Annotated in this window: 21 protein-coding genes; 12 read left to right on the plus strand and 9 right to left on the minus strand. The window is 38.6% G+C overall.

The genetic code is table 11. The features are described from left to right. Positions 1 to 5 precede the first annotated feature (5 nt). Positions 6 to 569, plus strand: a complete 564-nt coding sequence (locus tag F0527_RS15880) for a GNAT family N-acetyltransferase (protein WP_150285568.1) — start codon at positions 6 to 8, stop codon at positions 567 to 569. A 17-nt stretch (positions 570 to 586) separates the two neighbouring features. Here F0527_RS15880 and F0527_RS15885 read toward each other — a convergent pair whose 3' ends face one another. The 3 genes from F0527_RS15885 to F0527_RS15895 all read right to left on the minus strand — a co-directional run bounded on the left by F0527_RS15885 (position 587) and on the right by F0527_RS15895 (position 3,216). Next, positions 587 to 1,012, minus strand: a complete 426-nt coding sequence (locus tag F0527_RS15885) for an HIT family protein (protein ID WP_150285569.1) — start codon at positions 1,010 to 1,012, stop codon at positions 587 to 589. A gap of 128 nt (positions 1,013 to 1,140) precedes the next feature. After that, positions 1,141 to 1,800 (minus strand): class A sortase, encoded by a 660-nt coding sequence (locus tag F0527_RS15890; protein ID WP_150285570.1) that lies wholly within the window; start codon positions 1,798 to 1,800, stop codon positions 1,141 to 1,143. Positions 1,801 to 1,827: 27 nt separating this feature from the next. Next, entirely contained in the window at positions 1,828 to 3,216 is a 1,389-nt protein-coding gene (locus F0527_RS15895) for a protoporphyrinogen oxidase (RefSeq protein ID WP_150285571.1), read from the minus strand. A 310-nt stretch (positions 3,217 to 3,526) separates the two neighbouring features. Between F0527_RS15895 and F0527_RS15900 the strand changes: the two genes are divergently transcribed. Continuing rightward, positions 3,527 to 5,563 carry a Na+/H+ antiporter gene (locus F0527_RS15900; RefSeq protein ID WP_370454700.1) on the plus strand — a complete coding sequence of 679 codons (2,037 nt, stop codon included), beginning with the start codon at positions 3,527 to 3,529 and terminating at the stop codon, positions 5,561 to 5,563. A 63-nt stretch (positions 5,564 to 5,626) separates the two neighbouring features. Here F0527_RS15900 and F0527_RS15905 read toward each other — a convergent pair whose 3' ends face one another. The 4 genes from F0527_RS15905 to F0527_RS15920 form a co-directional block, all read right to left on the minus strand. After that, positions 5,627 to 7,603, minus strand: a complete 1,977-nt coding sequence (locus F0527_RS15905) for an acyltransferase family protein (protein WP_150285573.1) — start codon at positions 7,601 to 7,603, stop codon at positions 5,627 to 5,629. A 224-nt stretch (positions 7,604 to 7,827) separates the two neighbouring features. After that, the gene (locus tag F0527_RS15910) at positions 7,828 to 8,490 is read right to left on the minus strand and encodes a thermonuclease family protein (protein ID WP_150285574.1); all 663 of its coding nucleotides are present in this window, start codon (positions 8,488 to 8,490) and stop codon (positions 7,828 to 7,830) included. A gap of 210 nt (positions 8,491 to 8,700) precedes the next feature. Beyond that, a complete protein-coding gene (locus F0527_RS15915) occupies positions 8,701 to 9,861 on the minus strand; it encodes an endonuclease Q family protein (RefSeq protein ID WP_150285611.1) in 1,161 nt (386 codons plus the stop codon). A 155-nt stretch (positions 9,862 to 10,016) separates the two neighbouring features. Next, positions 10,017 to 10,514 carry a pyridoxamine 5'-phosphate oxidase family protein gene (locus tag F0527_RS15920; protein ID WP_150285575.1) on the minus strand — a complete coding sequence of 166 codons (498 nt, stop codon included), beginning with the start codon at positions 10,512 to 10,514 and terminating at the stop codon, positions 10,017 to 10,019. A gap of 253 nt (positions 10,515 to 10,767) precedes the next feature. Between F0527_RS15920 and F0527_RS15925 the strand changes: the two genes are divergently transcribed. The 10 genes from F0527_RS15925 to F0527_RS15970 all read left to right on the plus strand — a co-directional run bounded on the left by F0527_RS15925 (position 10,768) and on the right by F0527_RS15970 (position 20,526). After that, complete coding sequence (locus F0527_RS15925; RefSeq protein ID WP_066790159.1) at positions 10,768 to 11,199, plus strand: YugN family protein; 432 nt, start codon at positions 10,768 to 10,770, stop codon at positions 11,197 to 11,199. A 117-nt stretch (positions 11,200 to 11,316) separates the two neighbouring features. After that, on the plus strand, positions 11,317 to 11,574 hold the full coding sequence (locus tag F0527_RS15930) for a DUF3243 domain-containing protein (RefSeq protein ID WP_066790161.1): 258 nt from the start codon (positions 11,317 to 11,319) through the stop codon (positions 11,572 to 11,574). A gap of 117 nt (positions 11,575 to 11,691) precedes the next feature. Continuing rightward, positions 11,692 to 12,195 (plus strand): DUF2243 domain-containing protein, encoded by a 504-nt coding sequence (locus F0527_RS15935; protein ID WP_150285576.1) that lies wholly within the window; start codon positions 11,692 to 11,694, stop codon positions 12,193 to 12,195. Continuing rightward, positions 12,182 to 12,994 (plus strand): cytochrome c oxidase assembly protein, encoded by an 813-nt coding sequence (locus F0527_RS15940; protein WP_150285577.1) that lies wholly within the window; start codon positions 12,182 to 12,184, stop codon positions 12,992 to 12,994. Before F0527_RS15935 ends, F0527_RS15940 begins: the two co-directional genes overlap by 14 nt. Before the next feature lie 36 nt (positions 12,995 to 13,030). Continuing rightward, the gene (locus tag F0527_RS15945; protein ID WP_150285578.1) at positions 13,031 to 14,119 is read left to right on the plus strand and encodes an NAD(P)-dependent alcohol dehydrogenase; all 1,089 of its coding nucleotides are present in this window, start codon (positions 13,031 to 13,033) and stop codon (positions 14,117 to 14,119) included. 686 nt (positions 14,120 to 14,805) lie between these two features. After that, positions 14,806 to 16,518: an ABC transporter substrate-binding protein gene (locus F0527_RS15950; RefSeq protein WP_150285579.1), complete on the plus strand. Its 1,713-nt coding sequence runs from the start codon at positions 14,806 to 14,808 to the stop codon at positions 16,516 to 16,518. Positions 16,519 to 16,668: 150 nt separating this feature from the next. Continuing rightward, the gene (locus F0527_RS15955; protein WP_066790172.1) at positions 16,669 to 17,625 is read left to right on the plus strand and encodes an ABC transporter permease; all 957 of its coding nucleotides are present in this window, start codon (positions 16,669 to 16,671) and stop codon (positions 17,623 to 17,625) included. A 13-nt stretch (positions 17,626 to 17,638) separates the two neighbouring features. Next, positions 17,639 to 18,556 (plus strand): oligopeptide ABC transporter permease, encoded by a 918-nt coding sequence (gene opp4C / locus F0527_RS15960; protein WP_150285580.1) that lies wholly within the window; start codon positions 17,639 to 17,641, stop codon positions 18,554 to 18,556. A gap of 12 nt (positions 18,557 to 18,568) precedes the next feature. After that, a complete protein-coding gene (locus F0527_RS15965; protein WP_147197883.1) occupies positions 18,569 to 19,564 on the plus strand; it encodes an ABC transporter ATP-binding protein in 996 nt (331 codons plus the stop codon). Then, complete coding sequence (locus F0527_RS15970) at positions 19,561 to 20,526, plus strand: ABC transporter ATP-binding protein (RefSeq protein ID WP_150285581.1); 966 nt, start codon at positions 19,561 to 19,563, stop codon at positions 20,524 to 20,526. Before F0527_RS15965 ends, F0527_RS15970 begins: the two co-directional genes overlap by 4 nt. A 209-nt stretch (positions 20,527 to 20,735) precedes the next feature. Here the strand turns inward: F0527_RS15970 and F0527_RS15975 are convergent, their stop codons facing one another. Together F0527_RS15975 and F0527_RS15980 are read right to left on the minus strand one after the other, a co-directional pair. Next, positions 20,736 to 22,115 carry a sensor histidine kinase gene (locus tag F0527_RS15975; RefSeq protein ID WP_150285582.1) on the minus strand — a complete coding sequence of 460 codons (1,380 nt, stop codon included), beginning with the start codon at positions 22,113 to 22,115 and terminating at the stop codon, positions 20,736 to 20,738. Continuing rightward, the gene (locus F0527_RS15980) at positions 22,112 to 22,792 is read right to left on the minus strand and encodes a response regulator transcription factor (protein ID WP_150285583.1); all 681 of its coding nucleotides are present in this window, start codon (positions 22,790 to 22,792) and stop codon (positions 22,112 to 22,114) included. The genes F0527_RS15975 and F0527_RS15980 overlap by 4 nt, the downstream gene beginning before the upstream one ends. Positions 22,793 to 22,862 lie beyond the last annotated feature (70 nt).

The following is a 22,862-nucleotide window of genomic DNA, read 5'->3' on the forward strand; positions in this document are numbered from 1 at the left end:
CATAGATGGAAACAGTATTCGGTGACTTACCTACGCTCGAAACAGATCGTCTCCTACTTAGAAAAATCGAATTGGAAGATAAAGAAGATATATATGCCTACACTTCAAATGAAGAGGTTTCAAAATACGTGACATGGGACACACATAAGTCACTAGCTGATACGAGTGGATTTATTGAATTTGTGCTCGCCCAATATCGGGTAAAAAAAATTGCGCCATGGGGCATCGAGTATAAAGAAAATGGAAAGCTGATCGGCACTATTGATTTCGTAATGTGGCAGCCAAATTATCATGTTGCTGAGATTGGATATTGCCTGTCTCAGGACTATTGGGGAATGGGCATTGTAACAGAAGCTGCAAACGAAGTGATAAAATACGGCTTTACCCACATGGATTTAGTCCGCATTCAAGCAAGATGCATGGCAGAAAATATTGGATCCGCACGAGTGATGGAGAAAATCGGTATGTCCTTTGAAGGAGTTATGCGAAAAGCCATGTACACCAAGGGTTTCCAGCGAGATATCAAAATGTACTCTATTTTGAATGAAGAGTTTTTTGCTTCCCCATAATCAAAAGGGATTGGATTTTAATCCAATCCCTTTATTGTGTCTATGAGTTTTCTTTTTGTCTCAGCTAATTTATTTTCTGCTTCAATATTAGCATCTCCATATTCAGTAAAAAATTCCGCAAAGTTTTGTCCTTTATACCGTGGAACTATGTGCATATGAAAATGTGTGAGTTCATCAAAATCCCCACCATTTTGGCAGACCGTAATTCCTTCTGGATTAAACAATTTTTTTATAGCTTTCGTCATTATTCCCGATGCTTTCATTAACGATTTTGCCGTATGTTCGTCAAATTCATCAAAGTAACGTATATGTCTTTTCGGCATAATCAGAACATGTCCCTCGCTATAAGGTTTGTGGTCTAAAATACAACTAACATAATCGTCTTCGAATATTACATGAACAGCTTCTTCTTTATTTGCTAACTTACAACCAAAACAGTCCATTTAATACCCCTCCCCTTTGTATCTCATTATATACTAATTTTCTAAATTTTGTAATAATTTAAAAATATATAATAAAAGGGCAGTGAGCATTAGCCAACTGCCCCTGGGTTTAGAGCAATCATGAAATTCTACGTGTTCAAAAAGTAACTGTTATTTGCTTTATAAGGGAATTGCCTTACATACTCACCTCTGACAATAAGCCTTTGGGTACCATCTGCGTCGCATGTGACAAGTGTGATAAGTTGTTTTTGACCGATATCTTGAATCACATCAACCTGGGTAGGCTGTACATAAGACATATCTTCTATTCGATATTCATATATCGCTTGAAAATCCGTTAGATACACCTTCATGCCCTTCTTAGCTTTAGTCAACGGGCTAAATAGTGTCTTCCCATCGTTCATATTGTGAGCGGCGAGGGCATAATTCCCCTCTCCCATTTCTTGCTCTTTTTTCATCGTACCTGCTCCGACTGTCAAATTGGCATTCGAGATGCCATATACAATAGGTAGCTGAAGCTTTACTTTAGGAATGTGGATGGCGCCGATCGCATGAATATTTTTTTTCTTCGTCCTCGCGTCTAAAACATCCCGAAGTGTTACATTCTTCACTTGGGCAAAATCAAACGAAGAATGCTTATCTTCTTTTTCAGTTGGCTTACTTGCTTTTTGTATCGTCTCTTTTGACATCTGGCCAACTAAAAAGGTCATGATCGGTTTTTGAAAGCTTAACGCCAATCCAACAAGAAGCAATAAGGTTCCTGCAACCAATAATATTTTTCTAGTCATAGAAAACCTCTCTTTTCACAATTTCGCTTACTTGTTAAAGTCCAAAATTTTCCGCGCGGTATCTTGGCCATTTTGAATACAATTCCCTATTCCTACACCATAATATGAACAGCCAGCCAAAAATACATTCGGATACTCCTCTTCCATTTGCTCTGTTAGAGATTGAACGATTTTCGCATGGTCCATACCATAAACAGGCATTAAATCTGTCCATTTAGTTACATTTGATACGACCGGTTTTCCTTCAATTTTAAGTGATTTTCTTATGTCTTTAAGTGCAACGTCAACCAATTGGGCATCATTCAATCCCTTTAATTGTTCAAATGCGGGGTTTGAGCTTTTATAAAACATCCGAATTAATAGATTCCCTGACTCTGAGGTATGTTTCCATTTTCGACTCGTCCATGTACAGGCATTACATAATACATCGGTGTTTTCAGATACAATATAGCCTGTGCCGTCTGCAGGCAATTGATCGTCTGGTATGTCAAAGCCTACATAGACAGCAATAATGGAGGCATTGCGAATTGAATTCAGTTCTGTTTGAATCTTTTCGTCGCGCAGTAATGCGCTCGCAGCCTGATGCGGTGTAGATAACACTATCGTATCTGCTTCTATGCTATCGCCATTATCAAATTCACATAAATAGCGATCTCCACTCTTCAAAATTGCCTTTGTCTCTACTCCCTTGACGATTTCAACATCTGTTAGGGTTTCTTCTAGCTTTTCAATAAGCTGCGATAGCCCTCGTTTAAAGGAGATAAACTTTTTCTCGGCGCTTTTTTGGAACTGCTCTCGGTTCTCTCCAAAACCTTTGATAATGCTACCGTACTGATTTTTGTAATCCAGTAAAGAAGGAAGTGTTGAAGCCATGGTCAATTTATATAAATCACCTGAATAAACTCCTGACAGTACAGGTGCAATCTGCTTTTCTACAAGCTCTTTCCCTAAATAATATTCAAGGAACTCGCCGATCGAGCTATCCTTTGTAAATGGGTTTTCCGCTAAATCAAAATCCTTTAATGCATCTTGTTTACCCTTTTCAGAAATGAGGGTACTACTATTAAGTGAATCTATACTTGTCGGAATGCCAAATACACTATCTGCTGGTATGGCATGCAGCGTATTATGGCTATAAATGTAAGAAATACCTGTGCTGTTATAGACAAGTTCACTCTCTAAGCCTATATCTTGTACAAGTGGCAACACACTCTTATGGCGAGCAACGATTGAGTCAGCTCCTGTCTCCATAATAAATCCATGCTCGCGTACAGAATGCAATTTTCCGCCGAGATGGTTATTCTTTTCTACGAGAATAAGGCGGAGTGGCAAATTTTTTTCTACTTTCTGTTTTTGGAGTTCATGCATGGTACAAAGACCCGTGATGCCTCCACCGATTACAACAACTGTCTGCAAGTTGTCCATCTCCTTTTAGTTTGCTTGTTTCCTGCTAGGTGTTATCACCTTTATCCATGCTTTAGTATAAGCTTTCATAAAACTTGCTGCCATGATTTTGGTCACAGTTTAATTTTAAATGATGGAGTTATTAGTGAATGTGTCAGAAAAAAAAATAGTCAATTCGAAGGGTTATTAGTTGTAGAACTCTTTTATACATTTTATTCTTTTAATATACACTCCCGCTTTTCCACTTTAAATCAGTAACAGTACTTAGGGGCTTTCATATAACTTTTCACAAAATTAATACAGTTTTCTTCCAACTGAGAGGATGATATTTTTGGACTTACTGATGATTATTTTTGTCTTAATGGGCTGCTTACTTATCTCTAACATTATTAGCCACTACATACCCTCAATTCCTACAGCGCTCATACAAGTCGCTTTAGGTGTCATTGTAGCCCTTCTATTTAGCAATGTAACCTTAGAATTGAAGACAGAATGGTTTTTATTGTTATTCGTAGCTCCCCTACTTTACAATGACGGCCGTAATTTTCCAAGGGACCAGCTTTGGAATATGCGAATGCCTATCTTGGGCAATGCCATCGTCCTTGTACTAATCACCACAATAGCCGGCGGTTACTTTATCCATTGGTTAATACCTTCTATACCGCTTGCAGCCGCTTTTGCGCTTGCTGCTATTCTTTCGCCTACAGATCCTGTTGCTGTCAATGGGATTGCTAAAAGAATACAAATTCCGGAGAAAATTTTAAATGTAGTACGCGGCGAATCATTGATTAATGATGCTTCTGGCCTTGTTGCCTTCAATTATGCAGTAGCAGCTGTTGTTACTGGCTACTTCTCCATTAAAGAAGCGCTAATTGACTTCTCATACACTTTTTTAGTGGGCGCATTAATCGGTTTGGTTGTTGGCATCATTCTAACCCAAATCCGCTTTTCATTAAGACGTGCAGGGATTCGAGACGTTGTGTTCCATACGTTGCTCCAGCTGTTGACACCATTCCTTGTTTACCTGGCGGCAGAAGATTTGTTCCATGCTTCCGGTGTTATTGCCGTAGTTGTAGCAGGTATTACGCAAGCCCTCGTTAAAGATAAAACAGAAACAGTACTCGCTGAGGAGCAATTGCTTACTGAAAATACGTGGTCAATCGTGCTATTTATTTTAAATGGAATTGTCTTTTTACTGTTAGGATTAAACATTCCCTCCACAGTTGAAGCCTCCATTGAAAATGAGAGCATTAATAACTGGAAGCTAATAGGGTATGCCGTGGCAATAGGTACCGCTATATTAGTGATCCGTTTCATTTGGTCACACATAGGTGCTATCTATGAATACAAAAAAGGTAGAGATGAAGAAAAACCAACCTTAAAAACAAGCTTACTAAGCAGCCTGACAGGCGTGCGTGGTGCTGTCACAATGGCCGGTATCTTATCACTGCCGTTCTTTACAAAAAATGGGGAGCTCTTCCCTGAACGTTCGCTCCTTTTATTTCTAGCTTCCGCCGTCATTTTGTTTACACTGCTTGTGGCTACTGTTTTCCTTCCACTCCTCATTGATACCGAGGAAACAAAGGAAGAAAAAGCTGATTCATTAAGCTTCAATGAAGCCAAGCAGAAAATCTTGATGGCATCTATTAAACAGATCCATCGTGAGATAAACGATAAAAATCGGACAGCAGCTTATCAGTTAATTGGTGAATATCAGCAACTCTTCCGCCAGGCTCAGCTGGACGGCAATGCTGCTAAAACTGGAAATCCTGGATATCAGAGTGAAATTATGAAAATCCGCTTAAAAGCTTTATCTATCGAAGAGCAATACATTCAGGAGCTGCATAAAGGCAACCATCTGGATGAGGATATGTATATCGGTTTCCAAACTGCTTTTATAGAGCGAAAAAGAGCCATCCATCAAAACATGCGGAAAGGCGTCTTATATATTCTTTATCGCGTTGTGCACGAATGGCGTATTACTCGTAAAAAGTATCGCTTGGACAAAGAGCAGTTCATTTCTTATATCAAAATGAGACAAGATGTGCGAAGAAATACTTATCAACAAGCGCTAATCTACCTGAAAGAACAAGCAGCAATTTCAAATGAACCAGATCTCTACTATATCGTTTCATTTGAATACGAAAGAGCCCTTAACCAGCTGAAAAAGCCAGTTACAATGGATACGAATAAACAAGAGGAAATCAAAGATGAACTTCGATCTGTAATTACTGAAACAGAAAGGGCCGAGGTTCACCATATGTACGAAATCGGTGAAATCAATCGGGAACAAGAACGGGAATTGCGCAGATTTATCAATTACATCGAAAGTGTTAATCTGTATGAACAAGTAGAATAAGTGAAGTGCTTATAAAAAGACACGCAAGAGGGAATTCTCTTGCGTGTCTTTTTTGCATGTCGTTTATTGATGTTTCGCAATTTCACTGCTGATGAGCGCTGTATAATATTTCGCACCTTCAGCATTTGGATGGATATGGTCATTATAAAATAGCTGTTCTTCATCTTCTGTCGCTTCATACCAATTAATCAGCCGGACATTGTTTCTTTTTTTAATAGCCTCATCCAATTTGCGATTCACATTATCCTGCCAATTTCGCGTAACGCGCGTGTTGATAAGATAAATATGCCTAGACTTCCCAATGGTGTTTAGTAATTCTTCTAGCTGTGGTCCGCTAAAGTCGCCATTAGAACCAAGTCCGACAACAACTACTTTGCCAAGCTTTCCTTGGCTTTTCAATGATGTGACGACATCGTACGTATCATACATTTGGCGCCCTACTTTTGCATCGACGACAATTTGCGGAATTTGCGCCTTTAATGCAGAGGCAGCACTTAGCATAACCGAATCTCCAATAGCTGTGACGCTAAGTGAAGAGGGAACAGTGCCTGGAACAATCTTTTTCTTTTTCTTTTTTTCATTTGCTTTTTTTTGAGCCTGTTCTTTCTTTTTCGCTAGTTGTGCTTCTTTTTCTTTTTGAGCCAACTTCGCTTCTTCTCTTGTACTGTTATCTTTGGAATTCTCTTTTTGTGAAGTAACTTCCTTTTTAGCAGGATCTTGCTTCTCTTTCTTCGGCACTGTCGTAGCGGAAGAGTTCTCTAATTTTTTCTCTTCATTCAGCAGATGCTGCTCTAGCGCCCTGCTGCTTGCTTGAGTATCAGTTGGCGTAGAAATCATCCCCATCATAAAAATGATGACAATACATCCAAGCATCGCTGATCCTATGCGGTAAGGTAATGTCCAATCTTTCCACTTCCATGACCATTCATGTGTTTTAAATTTGGATACCCAAACCTTCCATTCGCCCTTTCGAATTGGATCCTCCACAAAACGCCATGAAAGCTCTGCAAATAAAACCGTCATCAAAACAATAATTAGCGTCTTCCAGAATGGTATAGGTACACCTTCAAGGCCTGCTCCCATCAAGACAATAAACGGAAAATGCCAAATATATATACCGTAGGAGCGAACACCAACCCATAATAACGGTCGAAAGCTTAAGATTTCACCCATCGAGCTCGCCGGATGGACGATGACAGCAATCAGCACTGCTGTCGCAAGAGATGCTAACAACATCCCGCCTTCGTAAAGAAACGGACCTTCTTCATGCATAAAAATCATCATGAGTATCAGTACTAACGCACTGATGATCCCTGCGCCATTTAATAATTTTTGGGCTTCATCTGTAACATTGGCTTTTAATTTACGACTTGGCCATACGAATGCCAGCGCCGCACCAATGAGGAGCGAGAAGGCTCTTGTATCTGTGCCATAATAAACACGGCTCGGGTCCTCGCCCGGCGTGTACATCCAAAACATAGCTATAGCAGAGATGAATGCTAGGGAGCATATACCGATTGCTACCTTCCCGCTCACCCTTACAAATCGAAGAACTACTAACATCACCAACGGCCAAATAATATAGAATTGCTCTTCAACAGCTAGTGACCACATATGCTGCAATGGAGATGGTGGAGCAAACTTTGTGAAGTACGAATGATGTTGAGCAACGTAAAACCAATTGCTGACATAAAAGACAGCAGATAATATTTCTTCTCGCAATCCTATTAAAAATGATCGTTGAAATAACGTAATCCAAAAACCAACCAATAGCAGCATGGCAAATAAAGCGGGAATGAGCCTTCTAAAACGCCTGATAAAGAATTTCTTGAAGTCAATCCTTCCCGTCGTATTCCACTCATTGATCAGCAAATCTGTGATTAAATAGCCTGACAGCACAAAGAATATCGTTACTCCCAGATAGCCGCCGGCAATTCCACCGACATGAAGATGATAAAGAATCACCGAAAGAACAGCGATTGCCCTTAGACCATCTAATCCACCTATGTATCTATGATTTTTTTGAATCGGCTTTGGCATATATTTCACCACTTTCCACTTATGTTCCCACCTTATATATGACGATTCAAACGACAGTTTGTTTTTAAATTTTGCTAAAAAGCGACAAAAAATTTTATTTCATCCTATTATATCCTATCGCAAAGTTTGTTTTATAACAAAAAATTACATAAGTCGGTAAATAAGTTCCCTCTTAAATTAGCAGAAAAGCCGACATCTAGGTACATGTCGGCTCTAAATTTTCTTTATCTTTCACACGCCCATCCATCATGATCTCGGTCCATCTTTGACTGGTACGCTGGATGAGATTTAGAAACACCATGAGGATAGTACTTGCGTAATTCGGTGCAATTTTTAAAATTTATTTTTTTGGTAGTAGCTGGCTTTTTCTTTTTAGATGATGAAGTCTTGGCTACAGATGGTTCCTTCTTACCACTCCATAGACCCTTTTTCTTTTTCTTTACAATCGCTTGAAGATGCACAAGTTTTGATTCGTATGAATAAGTGCCATAGTCATAGAATTTCTTTACATAGCCTTTTTTCACCAATAACTCTTGCAATAGCTGGCCGTCCACCCATACCCATACAAGTGTGCGTCCGTATTTATCTTTTCTTGCCCCATCATATTGCAATTGAATTTTCTTAGCTTTTTTAAGTTTCGTACATGTGTATTGTGATGCTGTTTTTCCATAAGGCTCAATTTTTTTCGTTGATTCTGGGGTATCCACATAAAGGAATCGCGAATAGCCTGCTTTCTTAAAGTGTGCTGTATCACCATCTACACATTTCGTCAGAGAATCTGTAAATTTCGCTGATGCCTTAGCATTCACATCAGCAGGGATAGTAAGCCCCATTACGATAAAAGCTACGACCACCCAAACACTTAAAGCTACTGATACTTTTTTCAATATGTCCACCTCTAAAAATTTATAAAGAAAGGTAATTTCTTTATAAATTAAGGAACCATATTCTTATGGGAAATAGTATAAATTTTTGAAACACACCATTATATTTATCATTTTTCCTGCATTTACTGTTTTTTAGCTTGGTGATGCTTCTCAAGGGGCAGTGTAAAATAGCCTGTTATAAAAACAGAGATACTTAATCTTAGCCTCTACTTATGTGGTTTTCACTTTACCATAGGCACCGCCACCGCCCATTACCAATGAAAGCTCTCCCTTCCTTCCTTTATCGATTAAGTCCGCAATTTTTTCGGGCACTACCGTTTCTAACTCTTCTCTTGAAATGACGTGAAGAATATTCATTTCTGTCCCAAATGTTGCTAAAAGCTTTTCCATTGTTTTATTGCCTACTCCCGGAATAAAATCTAATGGAATTTGATGAACATATGGAGGGCGTTCTCTACTTGATTCTTCCTGTGTGGATAGTTCTTTAATGCGCACAGAAACACCTTTCGTCAGATGTTTTCCGCCACAATTTGGGCATGGAATCTCTGTTGTTCTAAACCCACAGTCTGCACAGGCAGTTTCGTGATATTTTCCTAAAAGTGGATTCAGTCCATAGTTTTCCACAATGGCTCGTCCATCCTCCTCTTTTAATGCTTTTTTCAGCTCATCAAAAGTGGGCTCTTCTAATCGGATTTTTTGATATTCTCTCGCCATCTTCCCTAATGAATGTGCGTCTGAATTTGTAACGTATGTGTATTTCTCTAATTCTTGAATACCTTTGACCATGTCTGTATCTGAGCTCAATCCAAGTTCAATACCATCGATTTGATCCATATCAAATACTTCCGCAAGGCTTTTTTCAACACCTTTTCCGTAAGCACTTTTAAAAGGTGTAAATACATGCGCAGGTATAAATAAACCTCCAAGCTCATGTACTTTATGCTGTAAAGTCAATGCGTCACAGGCTATTCTTTGGGTGCTCAAATTAATATTAGTGATATGGTTGCTCATCCAATTTGAAAAAGCACGAATCGTTTCCATGGATCGGAAGTAAGCTAAGACATGTAGCGGTCCCTTACAATTGGCATCATTGACCTCGATCTCAACACCTGGGATTAGTGTGGTGCTTTCAAAGCGAAGCCCGCCACCCTCTAATGCTATCAATTGATTTGCCTCTATTAATGCAGCCATTTCTTCCAATACTTCGGGCGAATGGCAATCAATTATTCCAACGATGTCCAATCCTTTTTTCATGGTTGCTGTTTTTAATATATTTTCCAGAGTCAGCGTTTTGCTTCCTGTAATCTTTACAGGTCGCCCCTTCCAGGTACGTCCAATATGAATATGTAAATCTGCATAATAATCATGCAACAAGTGATATCACTCCTTAGATGCTCTAACTTATATTCCCAAATTAACAATATTTTAAACGTACACATTAGTCTGTCCTAAGAAAGCGCAAATATGTCTAGAAAAGAATCTTGCCCATATAAAAAAACAGCTGCAGGCTATGCAGCTGTTCCAATTTAATGAATTAGCCCTTCATTTAGCTTTCCTGTTAATCGGTCAATGTCTACTTCAAATAATTCAATCTTAGGCAGGATGGGATATCCTTTTCTTTCAAACGTCCATGAAGGATCACCGTATTTTTCAAGCAATCGATCAAAAAATAGTTCCTTCTCTTTTTCTTCTTCAATTCGTCTGATGGTGCCGAAAACGACAACGCTTGTATAAACGAGTGCTGATTGGCAAGCATATTTTTTTCCAGGATGCAAATCGCCCATTTCGCTTACCTCGATACATACTTTCGGATTTTCTTTGATGTTTTCCCAAAAGTGGCTTTCTCTTATATTGCCGATATGTAGATAAACTTTTTCATTCTCATAAAGATACACAAGCGGTATTACATAAGGAAATCCATCACTATCTACTGTTGCCACATGTGCTACTTTTGCCATCTTCAAAAAATTCTTTGCATCTTCTTGTGAAATCACCACACGTTTATTTTGAATTGCGCCGCGCATATGAACACCCCTTTTTTCTTACTATTCTAACATATATATAAAATACATCATATGTATCCTCCAAAATATTTACATATCCAAAAGAATGATTGGAAGCATTTTGGTTAATAATAAGAAATAAAGTGACACTCACTCCGTGTTTTTTTCCATTTAAACGCGAGTGTATCATCGGGCTTTTACAGGTAGTTGCAGTTTTTTAATGATGAATGCTAATAACCTGTTATGTCAGATAAATTCTAATGAGGTGAACAGTATGATCCAATTTGATTCACAGATTGAAGGTAAAAAATCGTATTTTGGTGTCATTCGCGACGTATTTGAGTCTCATGGCTGTAGTTTTTGCTCAAACTTTGAATATCATGAAGGAAAATTCGATTCTATCCTCCACCGTGATGGCGGTGAGACCATTTATCTCCGTATGCCTTTTTGGACACTGGACGGAGATTTGGACCATCACGCTACCTATATTCAGTTTGGCAAACCTTTTGTCATCAAGCATGTGGTCAACTTAGGTCTAGATTATGATGAACATTCGCTGGTGACCGCTACAACTGGCCTAAGCCAATTCCAAGAGCCAATTGACAAAGACGGTAAAATTGTGGACAAAAGCCGTTGGGTAATTGCTGGTGAAGAGAAAATTAATAAAATGCTTCGATCATTGGATGGCGACCATATAGTACAATAAAAAGCCGAAAGCACTTCTCTTAGAGGAGTGTCTTCTTTTTTACAAAAAAAATTACAACACTATACATAGCCAAATGAATTCTACACATACTGAACCTATCAAAAGGAGGGAATTCAAATGGCTCTATTAGAAAACTGGCAACAATGGACATCATTTTTAGGACAACATGTCAACCAAGCAGAACAATCAGGTATGCCAAACAATGCGATTAAACAAGCAGCGATGCAAATCGGTGATTATCTCGCAAACAATGTTGACCCGAAAAATGAACAACAACGCGTGCTTTCCGATATGTGGGGCGTTGCAAATGAAAACGAAAAAGAAGCATTAGCTAGCTGTGTTGTTAAGTTAGTCCAAAACAAGAACTTACAATAACATTAAAACCCCGAATAGCGCTGCTGTTTGGGGTTTTTGTTTCCTTACAAATAATTGTTTAAAAGGTGGCAGATGAAGGAAAAACTACTGTATGAAAACGTTTTGAAGGAGAAGAATATGGCCGTTATGAATAATAAACAACAGACAAATCAATCTCATTACTCGAAACGAAACATATGGTCTGGTTTTCTTTTTGGAGTAGGTATTGCCGCCTTTATAGATGAAGTTGTTTTCCATTTAATACTTCAGTGGCACCATTTTTATGACAAATCAACACTTCATATCGGGTTGTTATCTGATGGTATTTTCCATGCATTCGGCTGGTTTGCGACCATTGGCGGTTCGTTCCTTTTAGCCGATGTCAATCGCCGCCATGCATTTGCTCCAGTAAAGTGGTGGGGAGGCGTGCTGATTGGTCTAGGAGGATTCCAGCTTTATGACGGCACCGTCCATCACAAAGTCATGCAGCTTCACCAAATTCGATATGTCGATAACCTCATCATCTATGATTTAGTATGGAATATTTTAGCTATCATTATGTTACTTATAGGGCTGTTCCTTGTGTTTAAGACGCGTAGCAGACTTCAGCCTGTTGGGAGTGTGACTGATGAACAGCCATAGCAATATGCATTCTACAGTCCACTCTTTATCTGGAGAAATGCCTCAATTCTTTTTGGGGCTTTTCTTTATATTGGTTTTGGTCTTCTACATCCTTGCGGTCGTCCATTCGAATAAGCGATATCAACCATGGCCTGTAAAGCGTACTATTCTGTGGCTTTTCGGCGTTTTGTTTGCAGCAGCCTCATTATTAGGTCCACTAGCAGAGCGTGCTCACACAAATTTCACCGCACATATGGTTGGTCACCTGCTTTTAGGAATGCTTGCCCCACTGCTAATGGCGCTTGCTTCACCTATGGCCCTTTTGTTACGTACATTACCTGTCGCTCAAGCACGAAACCTAACTCGGCTGCTGAAAAGCTGGCCAAGCAGAATGTATACACACCCAGTCATTGCGTCCCTTTTAAATATAGGTGGACTCTGGCTTTTATACACCACTCCCTTATACTCACTTATGCATGAAAGCATGTGGATTTATGTGCTAATTCACTTCCACATCTTTGTGGCTGGTTATTTGTTTACTGTATCAACGATTTATATTGACCCTGTTTCCCATCGTACGCCCTTTCTGTACCGCGCCATTGTATTAACCATTGCCTTAGCGGGCCACGGTATTTTATCTAAATACATTTATGCTCATCCGCCAGTTGGAGTACCGCAGTACCAGGCAGAGCTAGGCAGTATGCTTATGTATTATGGTGGAGATGTCATTGATTGTGCCATTATTTTTATGCTTTGTTTGCAATGGTATAGATCTACACGGCCAAGGGCTACTGTATCAGCAAATAGTACAGCAAATTAAATTTAATTAAAAAACTACTTTAGGAGCATGTTTAATATGAAAATTAAAGCAGCAGTTACACATGGGCAAGGCCAAGATTTTACTCTCGAAGAGGTAGACTTAGCAGCTCCCAAAGCAAATGAAGTATTAGTCAAAATTGTCGCTACAGGTGTATGTCATACTGATGCTGTTGCGCGTGATGCAGCCATCGCTCCCCTTCCAGCTGTACTCGGTCATGAAGGTGCCGGCATCATAGAAGATATAGGTGAAGGTGTTACCCGTTTTGCCAAGGGTGATCATGTAGTATTATCCTTCGCCCATTGTGGTCATTGCGACAATTGCTTAACTGGGCACCCTGCTGTTTGTGAAACGTTTAATGATTTGAATTTTGGTGGTGTCAATGACGATTATACGCACCGTTTATCCCAGGACGGCGAACAGTTATCAACATTCTTCGGCCAATCTTCCTTTGGCACTTTTGCCGTTGTACATGAGCGCAATGTGGTGAAAGTAGATCCAGATGTAGATTTAGCCTTATTAGGTCCATTAGGGTGTGGAATTCAAACAGGAGCTGGCACGGTTTTAAATAAACTTAAACCAGAATTCGGCTCTACGATTGCGATTTATGGCGCTGGCGCTGTTGGATTGAGTGCTGTGATGGCAGCCAAAATAGTTGGGTGTAAGATGATTATTGTGGTCGATGTTAATGACTCTCGCTTAGAGCTAGCAAAAGAGCTAGGTGCAACGCATGCCTTTAATGGATTAAAGACTAATGTGGTAGAAGAAATCAAAAAATTAACAAAAGGCGGCAATAAATATGCGATTGATACAACTGGGGTTCCGCCAGTTGTCCGTCAATGTTTGCAAGCATTACGTCCACTTGGCGTGGCTGCAATCGTTGGTGTAACACCTGAAATGACGATTGATGTCCACAATGATCTAATGGCGGAAGGAAAAACAATGGTGGGAGTTATTGAAGGCGATGCTGTCCCGAATGTCTTTATCCCCCAATTAGTGGAGTATTATAAAGCCGGCCTATTTCCTTTTGATAAATTAGTGAAATTCTATGACTTTGACCAAATCAATGAAGCATTTGAAGCCTCCAAAAATGGCGAGGCGATTAAACCGATTTTACGCGTTCAATAAGACATAAACAGTTCCTTTTAAAAATATTTTTAATAAATATTTGATATTAAAGTGGAATAGCAGCCATCCTTTTTTACACACCAAAAAAGATCTGCTTATTCCACTTTATTTTTTGTTTCTTCTATCTTCAAGATCAATAATTGGAGCATATGAAAGAAACTATACATACACTGAATGAAGTCAACAAGATGGGGAGTTAGGTTCATATTTGTAACTTAAATGAGGAGGGAATATTAACAGGTAAACCACTGCTTCATATTATCAGTTAATTTAGAAAGGTTATTGACATTAAAATCGAATAGATATATATTATTTCTGAAAACGGTATCTATCAAATCTTACCTAATGAAACGGAAATTTGGAAATACTACTATCATAATTTAGAAATAATACATTCTATTAAGCAGTAAAAAGCTTTTTCCTCTAGGGTATGAGCTACTGCTGCTACCTTATATTTTTGGATTTTCATACTGGTAGAATCCTTATATTGCCGTTTATACATATCTTGAAGGAGGCTAATTGTAATAAGCTTATTTTTTTAGTTTAATACCCTACTATGTTTATAGGTATAATAAGATAAAAAATATGTAAGTAAAGGGAATCTGAAACAATTCTTTATCATATCCATGTAAGAACGATTTTCAAACGTTATTTAGTTTTAGAAAACATTCCAAGGAGGATTCAAATTGAGAAAAAAATTTACAAAATTAATTATTCCTTTTGCTGCTGCTTCTTTGTTATTAGCAGCATGCGGTGAACAGGCGACAAACAATTCAAACAATACAAGTTCAGGTCAATCTTCGAAGGTTGCCTCTATCAAGGATGAATCGCTGAAAGCAGCAAGCCCAGATAGCGTTCCGGCAAAAGCGTTAAATCGCAAGGATACGTTTATTGCTACTCTCTCGACTAACCCAGGCGGCGCTTTTTTACCGAACTTCTATAAAACCGGATATGACGGCAATGTATCTTCACCTATTTTTGACGGCTTAGTTGATATCAATGAGAAAGGCGAATACACACCAAAGCTTGCTGAAAAATGGGAAATCTCGAAGGATGGAAAAACGTATACTTTCCATATTCGAAAAAATGCGAAATTTAGTGATGGTAAGCCTGTAACTTCCGAGGATGTCGCATTTACATTGTCCATACTACATGACCCATCATACGCAGGTGACACAGATATTAGCCGTGCCCATATCATAGGCGGCGAAGACTATAAAAAAGGCAAAGCAAAAACAATCAAAGGTATCGAAATCGTTGATGACCAAACAATTACTATTAAAACAGACTCTGTTGATGTGCAAGCACTAAGTATCTTAGGAGGTCCTGTCCTTTCAAAAGCTTATTATGGTAAAGGTTATCACTTTGGCAACCTCGATTATTTAAAAGATCTTTATCAAAAGCCAATGGGAGCTGGTCCATACAAATTCGACAAATACATTCCAAATCAAGAAGTACGCTATGTAGCAAATGAAAATTATTGGAATGGCGCACCGAAGATTAAGCATTTCATCTATAAAATCGCCAATGAAAATGGCCTACAGTATTTCCAAGCTGGGGATGTAGACTTTGCTGGTTTCACAGCAAATGCGGATAACCTAGAACAATTGAAATCAGTTGGATTTGCAAATATCGATATCTATACTGGCACACCAATTAGCTTTATCTCTATTAACAATAAAAAAGAGTATATGAAGGATGCCAAAGTACGCCAAGCACTAAACTATGGGCTGAATCGCCAACAAATCATTGATACTGTTTACCAAGGATATGGCGAAGTAGCGAATATTCCAATCGCGCCCGTGTCATGGGCATACAACGATGAAGGTGTCAGAAAGTTTAACTATGACCCTAAAAAAGCAAAAGAATTATTGGATGAAGCAGGATGGAAAGTTGGCAAAAACGGCATTCGTGAAAAAGATGGCAAAAAGCTAGAACTTGTTTATCTAAGCGCTAAATCTGATGATGGCTTAATCCCGATTGCCAAAGAGAATTATAAGGAAATTGGCATCAATCTTAAACCAGAGTTCTCCGACTTTAATGCATTAGTTTCAAAAGTAGACAAAGGAAACTATGACTTGGCTTCCTTCTCTACTCCAATGATTATGGATCCAAACGATGTGGTAGCAGATTACCATTCTAAAAATGCAGATAAGAATAACGGGTACAAAAATCCGGCTCTCGATAAGCTGATTGAAGAAGGTCAAAATACACTAGACCAAGAAAAGAGAAAAGAAATTTATCACGAATTATATAAAGAATTTGCTGATAACCCACCAATCATTCTATTAAACTATCGCAAGATTTTGAATGGTGTTAGCTCCCGAATCGACGGAGTCAAACAAGATCCTTACAATGGTATCCTTTCAAGTTTAACTGAGGTTGACATTACAAAGTAAGTGCGATCCTCAATCGGTATGTCGCATTGTGCAAAGAAAATTATTAGCCTGTGACAGACGTTGGTCATTTAGCTAACCGCAATCACAGTGAAATTCATTTAAAAGCGGATGGAGTGTATGCTCCTCCTCTTTTCTGATGGGGGTTTTACGTTGAAAGAATATATTATCCGACGGGTACTTATTTCGATTCCCATATTGATTGGAACATCGTTTCTAATCTTTTATTTATTCGCATTGCTTCCAGGAGATTATGTGGACTCAAATCCTTCTCTTACTCCTCAACGCGCTGCCGAACTAAGGGAATTTTATGGTTTTAATGAGCCTGTCATCAAACGATATTTTAATTGGATTGCTGGGATATTCCACGGCGACCTAGGCTTTTCATTCCAATACCAACAACCGGTGACAAAGGTAATCAATCAATTCATCTGGAATTCATTTATCGTTTCTATCATCTCTTTGGTCATCACATGGATTATTGCATTAATAACTGGCGTGTATTCTGCGATGAAACAATATTCTATATTTGATAGCTTCGTTACATTCTTTGTTTTTGCCGCTATGTCTATCCCCTCCTTCTTTATTGGTTTATTGCTGATTAAGATCTTTGCGATTGATATGAATCTATTGCCTGTAGGCGGGATGATTGACGTCGGGAGCAATACTACTGGATTAGCCCATTATGTGGAAATAGGACGGCATATGATTCTTCCCGTATTTATATTGGTGTTACTTGGTACAGGAAGTCTGACTCGATATGTACGAACTAGCATGCTGGAGGTTGTACGTCAGGATTATATTCGTACAGCACGTGCTAAAGGGCTAAAAGAAAGCAAAATTATTTTTAAACATGCATTAAAAAATGCCCTACTGCCATGTATTACTTTATTGGCATTTGAGTTGCCTGCACTATTCTCAGGGGCAATCATCATTGAACAGGTATTTAACTGGCCTGGCATTGGCCAAGTACAGCTAGAGTCATTAAATAATCGCGACTATCCGGTTCTAATGACATTCACAATGTTTTTAAGTTTCTTAACGATACTGGGAAATCTATTCGCAGATGTTGCGTATGCTGCGGTCGACCCTAGAATTCGTTTGAAATAATGGAGGTGAAAAAATGAATTCAGCGACAGTCAAACATGCAAACCATGGACAATCAACAAAACGGCCTTCACTTTGGAAGGATACTTGGAAAAAAATCCGCAAAAAAAAGCTGGCCATGGGGAGTCTCTATTTCTTGGTTTTCATTTTTTTATTTTGTTTTATCGGACCTTTCCTTTCTCCGTATGCAGGCCAATCCGTAAATAGTGCCATCATAAACCAACCACCCTCTTCTCTTCATTGGATGGGGACAGATAAGTTCGGACGTGACGTATTGACTCGGCTCATGCTTGCTGGACGCATATCTTTAACAGTAGGTTTAGCCTCTATGGTCATATCCATTATTTTAGGTTCAGCTTTAGGCGCCATATCCGGTTATTATCGCGGATGGCCTGACACGATTATTATGCGGCTAGCGGATGTATTGTTGTCCATTCCCGGTTTGCCATTGCTGCTACTAATGGGTGCTTTACTATCAGAACTGAAAGTAGAACCAGAATATCGTATTTACCTTGTTATGCTGATGCTTAGCTTTGTTGGATGGCCTGGTTTAGCAAGGCTTGTACGAGGAGAGATTTTAACATTTCGAGAGCAAGCCTTTATGAAAGCGACAGAAGTATTGGGATTAAAGGATCGAAGAAAAATTTTCTCTCACTTGCTTCCAAACACTGTTCCCTTACTTATCGTAGTGGCCACTTTGAATGTAGCCGGAGCGATTCTAAGTGAATCGGCATTAAGTTTCCTAGGCTTAGGTGTTGTTCCACCTGCCGCTTCTTGGGGAAATATGATTGATTCTGCTAACTCATTAATAGACTTCCAACAGCGACCATGGCTATGGGTCCCGCCTGGTTTTGCGATATTCTTGACTGTTATCTCCATCAACCTGCTAGGCGATGGTCTTCGCGATGTATTGGATCCAAAAATGAAGCAATAAGGAGGGTTGATTTTGGCAACTCCGTTACTAGAAATTAAAGATTTACAGACTACCTTTTATACGGAACACGGCTCCGTTAAAGCAAGCAACCACGTCAATGTCACTGTCAACAAAGGAGAAATTGTTTGCTTAGTGGGCGAATCAGGCTGCGGAAAAAGTGTCACCGCTATGTCCATCATGAAGCTGATTGAAGCACCTGGTGTCATTGAAGGCGGGCAAATTCTTTTTCAAGACCAAGACATTTTGACACTTGGCAATAAAGCATTACGCAATCTACGTGGCAATGATATTGCAATGATTTTCCAAGAACCGATGAGCGCATTGAACCCTGTGTATACAATCGGAGATCAAATGATGGAACCCCTTCTTCAACATACAAAACTAAGTAAAAATGAAGCCTACGATAAATGTATTGAATTGATGGAAAAAGTAGGTTTGTCGAGAACCAAACAACTCATGAAGTCATATCCTCATGAATTGAGCGGCGGGATGCTGCAACGAATTATGATTGCAATTGCCCTTTCATGTGATCCTAAGTTGATTATTGCCGATGAGCCGACAACTGCTTTAGACGTAACGATACAAGCGCAAATCTTAGAGATTTTAAAAGAAATTAATAAAGAATTGCAAACTTCTATTCTTTTTATTACGCATGACCTTGGCGTAGTAGCTGAAATGGCTGACCGTGTTGTTGTTATGTATGCCGGGAAGGTCGTTGAGGAAGGTACGGTCCTGGAAATATTCAAAGAGCCAAAACATCCATACACAAAAGGTCTGCTTCACGCAAAGCCAGTCATTAATAAATTTCAAGAACGCCTCTATACCATTCCTGGCCAGGTGCCTGACCTTTCTACATTAGGCGACCATTGCTTCTTTCAAGATCGCTGCGAGTACCGAATGGATATTTGTGGCCAATCGATGCCTGCTTTAACATCCGAGTCGACAACTCATTGTGTTGCTTGCTGGTTATACAAGGAAGCACCCCGTAAGGAAGGATTAAAGATATGACCGAATCAATCATAGAAGTAAATGGCTTAAAAAAATATTTTCCGATTAAGTCCGGTGTATTTGGACAAAAGAAGCAATATGTAAAAGCAGTAGATGGCGTTGATTTTATCATAAAGCCAGGAGAAGTATTTGGCCTTGTCGGAGAATCCGGAAGCGGAAAGTCGACAGTCGGCCATACAATACTACGGTTGCATGAAAAAACAGAGGGTACAGTCAAATTTATGGGTGAGGATATCTTTGGAGTAGATAAACAAAGGCTTCGGCAAATACGTCCGAAAATGCAATTGGTATTCCAAGATCCGTATAGTTCACTGAACCCTAGAATGCGCATTGGTGATGCCATCGGCGAGGCGTTGATGGATCACGGACTAGCTGATAAAGGTGATATTCGTGACATCGTTTCCGAAACGCTAGAAAAATGTGGCCTTTCTCACCATTATATCGATCGCTATCCACATGAATTTTCTGGCGGACAGCGGCAACGAATTGTCATTGCGAGAGCAATGGCCTTAAACCCAACCTTTATTGTGGCGGATGAACCGGTAGCAGCATTAGATGTATCAATTCAAGCACAAATCATCAACCTGTTTAAAGATTTGCAAGAACAAAACGGGCTATCCTACTTATTCATTTCTCATGATTTAAGTATCGTTGAGCATCTATGCACGAAGGTTGGCATTATGTATTTGGGCAACCTTGTAGAAGTAGCTGACCGCGCAGAATTATTTACGAATCCGCTACACCCTTATACAAAAGCATTATTGTCAGCAGTGCCGATCCCTGACCCCACTATCAAAAAAGAAAGAATTATATTAAAGGGTGAAATCCCTAGCTCTGTACATCCTCCAAGTGGATGCAAATTCAGAACACGATGCCCTTTTGCTACGGAAAGATGTGCTCAAGAAGTTCCAGCGCTTAGAAATGTGGGGTCAGGCCATCAAGTCGCTTGTCATTATGTTTGATTATAGATAAAAGTTTTGTTTTTATTTGAGCATAGAATAGAAATGAAGCATAGCTAATGAAAAAACCAAACTAAATGAGACATTTATCGTCACATTTGTTTGGTTTTTCTTTTATAATTTTCAATTTTAACTACTCTAAATGAAAAACTCGCAAATAAGTAAGAACGCTTAATACTTTTTATTATTCCATTCAACGCTTTTATCTCAAGCTAATTTATAGGCAATTCTACAATGAAATTAGTTCCGACATTTTCAGTGCTTTCTACACTGATTTTCCCACCATGCATTTTTACAATGGTTGCAACGATGGATAGTCCTAGTCCAGTTCCTTCTACTGTTCGTGTACGGGCGATATCTACGCGATAGAAGCGGTCAAAAATTCTTTCTATATCTTTTTCATTCAATCCTATCCCGGTATCTTCAAACGATACGACTAACCAATTGTCCCTTTTTTCAATTGAAATTTCTATACTGCCATTGGGTTTATTATATTTGATTGAATTTGTTAAGAGATTATCCCAAACAGCATTAAGTAAAGACATATCTCCCACGATTTCTATCTCCGGTAATGAGTAACCAAGCATAATCCCTCTCTCATCCATTTGCCATTGATAGTTTCGGACCAATTCCTTTATTTGCTTGCCAACATTAAATGGCTTTCTTTTTATGATATCTTCATTACGATCTAACGAAGCAAGAAGTAATAATTGTTTCGTTAATGTAGATAGCCTTCTAATTTCATCATTAATAATAGAAACATAATGTCCTCTATCTTCTCTGCTTATTGATTCATTTTCTAATAGGTCTGTATATGCTTTAATATTGGATAGAGGAGATTGGATATCATGGGAAATATTCGAGATGAACTCCTTCCTTCTGTCGTCCACCTGTTCCAGTTTTCTAGCCATTTGTAAAAAGCTAAGTGATAGTTCTCCTAATTCATCATGACGTGTAATATCGAGATTGACGTTGAAATCTCCATTGGATAGTAACTTTGTTGCGGATGTCAGTTTTGTAATAGGTGTTACTAAATACTTTGCGCTAAAAATAACTAAAACAATACTTAATAAAATTGATAAAGCAAGCAACCAGCCAAATAAGATATGCATTTCATTAAAAAGGAGTTTAATATCTGGTCTAAGGAAAAGCGCATACTTCTTTCCGTTATGTGTTAAAGGTACACCAATTGTATTCTTCAATTCATTTGCAAAAAATCCTGTGACAAATGTTTCTTGCGGGAAATTGAGGATACCATGAAATATGTCCCCGTTTAAAACCTGTTCTTTAGTAGAATTATAAAGTTTAATTTCTCTAAAACGCGCGCCAAAGTAAAATTCCTTTCCCCTATTATCAACTAGGTAAATTTGATAGCCGATTGATGATAAGTTTTCTAGATATTCTTCTAGATTTATAGTTGGATGATCATTGGCAAACTCAGCAATATTTAATGCAATCCTTGTATTTTTTTGATCATTCAAAGGTTTTAATTTTTGCTGATAATACGTATTAGATATAATAAATGCAAAAATGCCACTGAAAATCATAATCCCAACCGTAATCACAATAAATTTTATATAAAGAGTTCTCATCTCGGGTTGGCCTCCAACATATATCCAACTCCCCGTACTGTTTTAATTTGAAAATCCTCTGTCGATTTAGAAAAACGCTCACGCAATCTCTTGATATGGACATCCACCGTTCGTTCATCTCCCTCATAATCTAACCCCCATACTTGTTCAATTAAATGTTCTCGTGAAAAAACACGCATAGGATTAGAAGTTAGGAAATGTAATAATTCAAATTCTTTGAGTGGTAAAATAATTGTTCTATCTCCGTTTTGCACTTCATAATTATTTTTGTTAATTGTTATATTTCCTAAGCGGATGGTAGAATCTTCTGTTTGTTTATTGTATCTGCGTAATAAGGCTTCTATCCTAAACCTTAATTCTTTCATTTCAAAAGGCTTGACCAGATAATCATCTGTCCCAGAACGAAATCCTTCCTCTTTATCTTCGATTTGATTTTTAGCAGTTAAAAGAATAATTGGGAGATTATATTTTTTTCGAATCTCTCTGGTTAATACATAACCATCTATAAAGGGCATCATTACATCCACTACAGCTAAATCACATGCTTGTTCATTTAGTATTCTCAATGCTTCATTACCGTCTTTTGCTTGCAATACATTGTAACCTGATTCGGTTAAATGGATATCTACTACCTGTAAAATATTTATATCATCATCAACAATTAGAATATTAACCATTCCACATTCTCCTATTCAGAATTCAAACATTAAGTATGAATCAGTTATAAAATTTATTTAGATTTCTTAC

It is taken from the genome of Rummeliibacillus sp. TYF-LIM-RU47 (assembly GCF_008638315.1).
GTDB classification, from domain to species: Bacteria; Bacillota; Bacilli; order Bacillales_A; family Planococcaceae; genus Rummeliibacillus; species Rummeliibacillus stabekisii.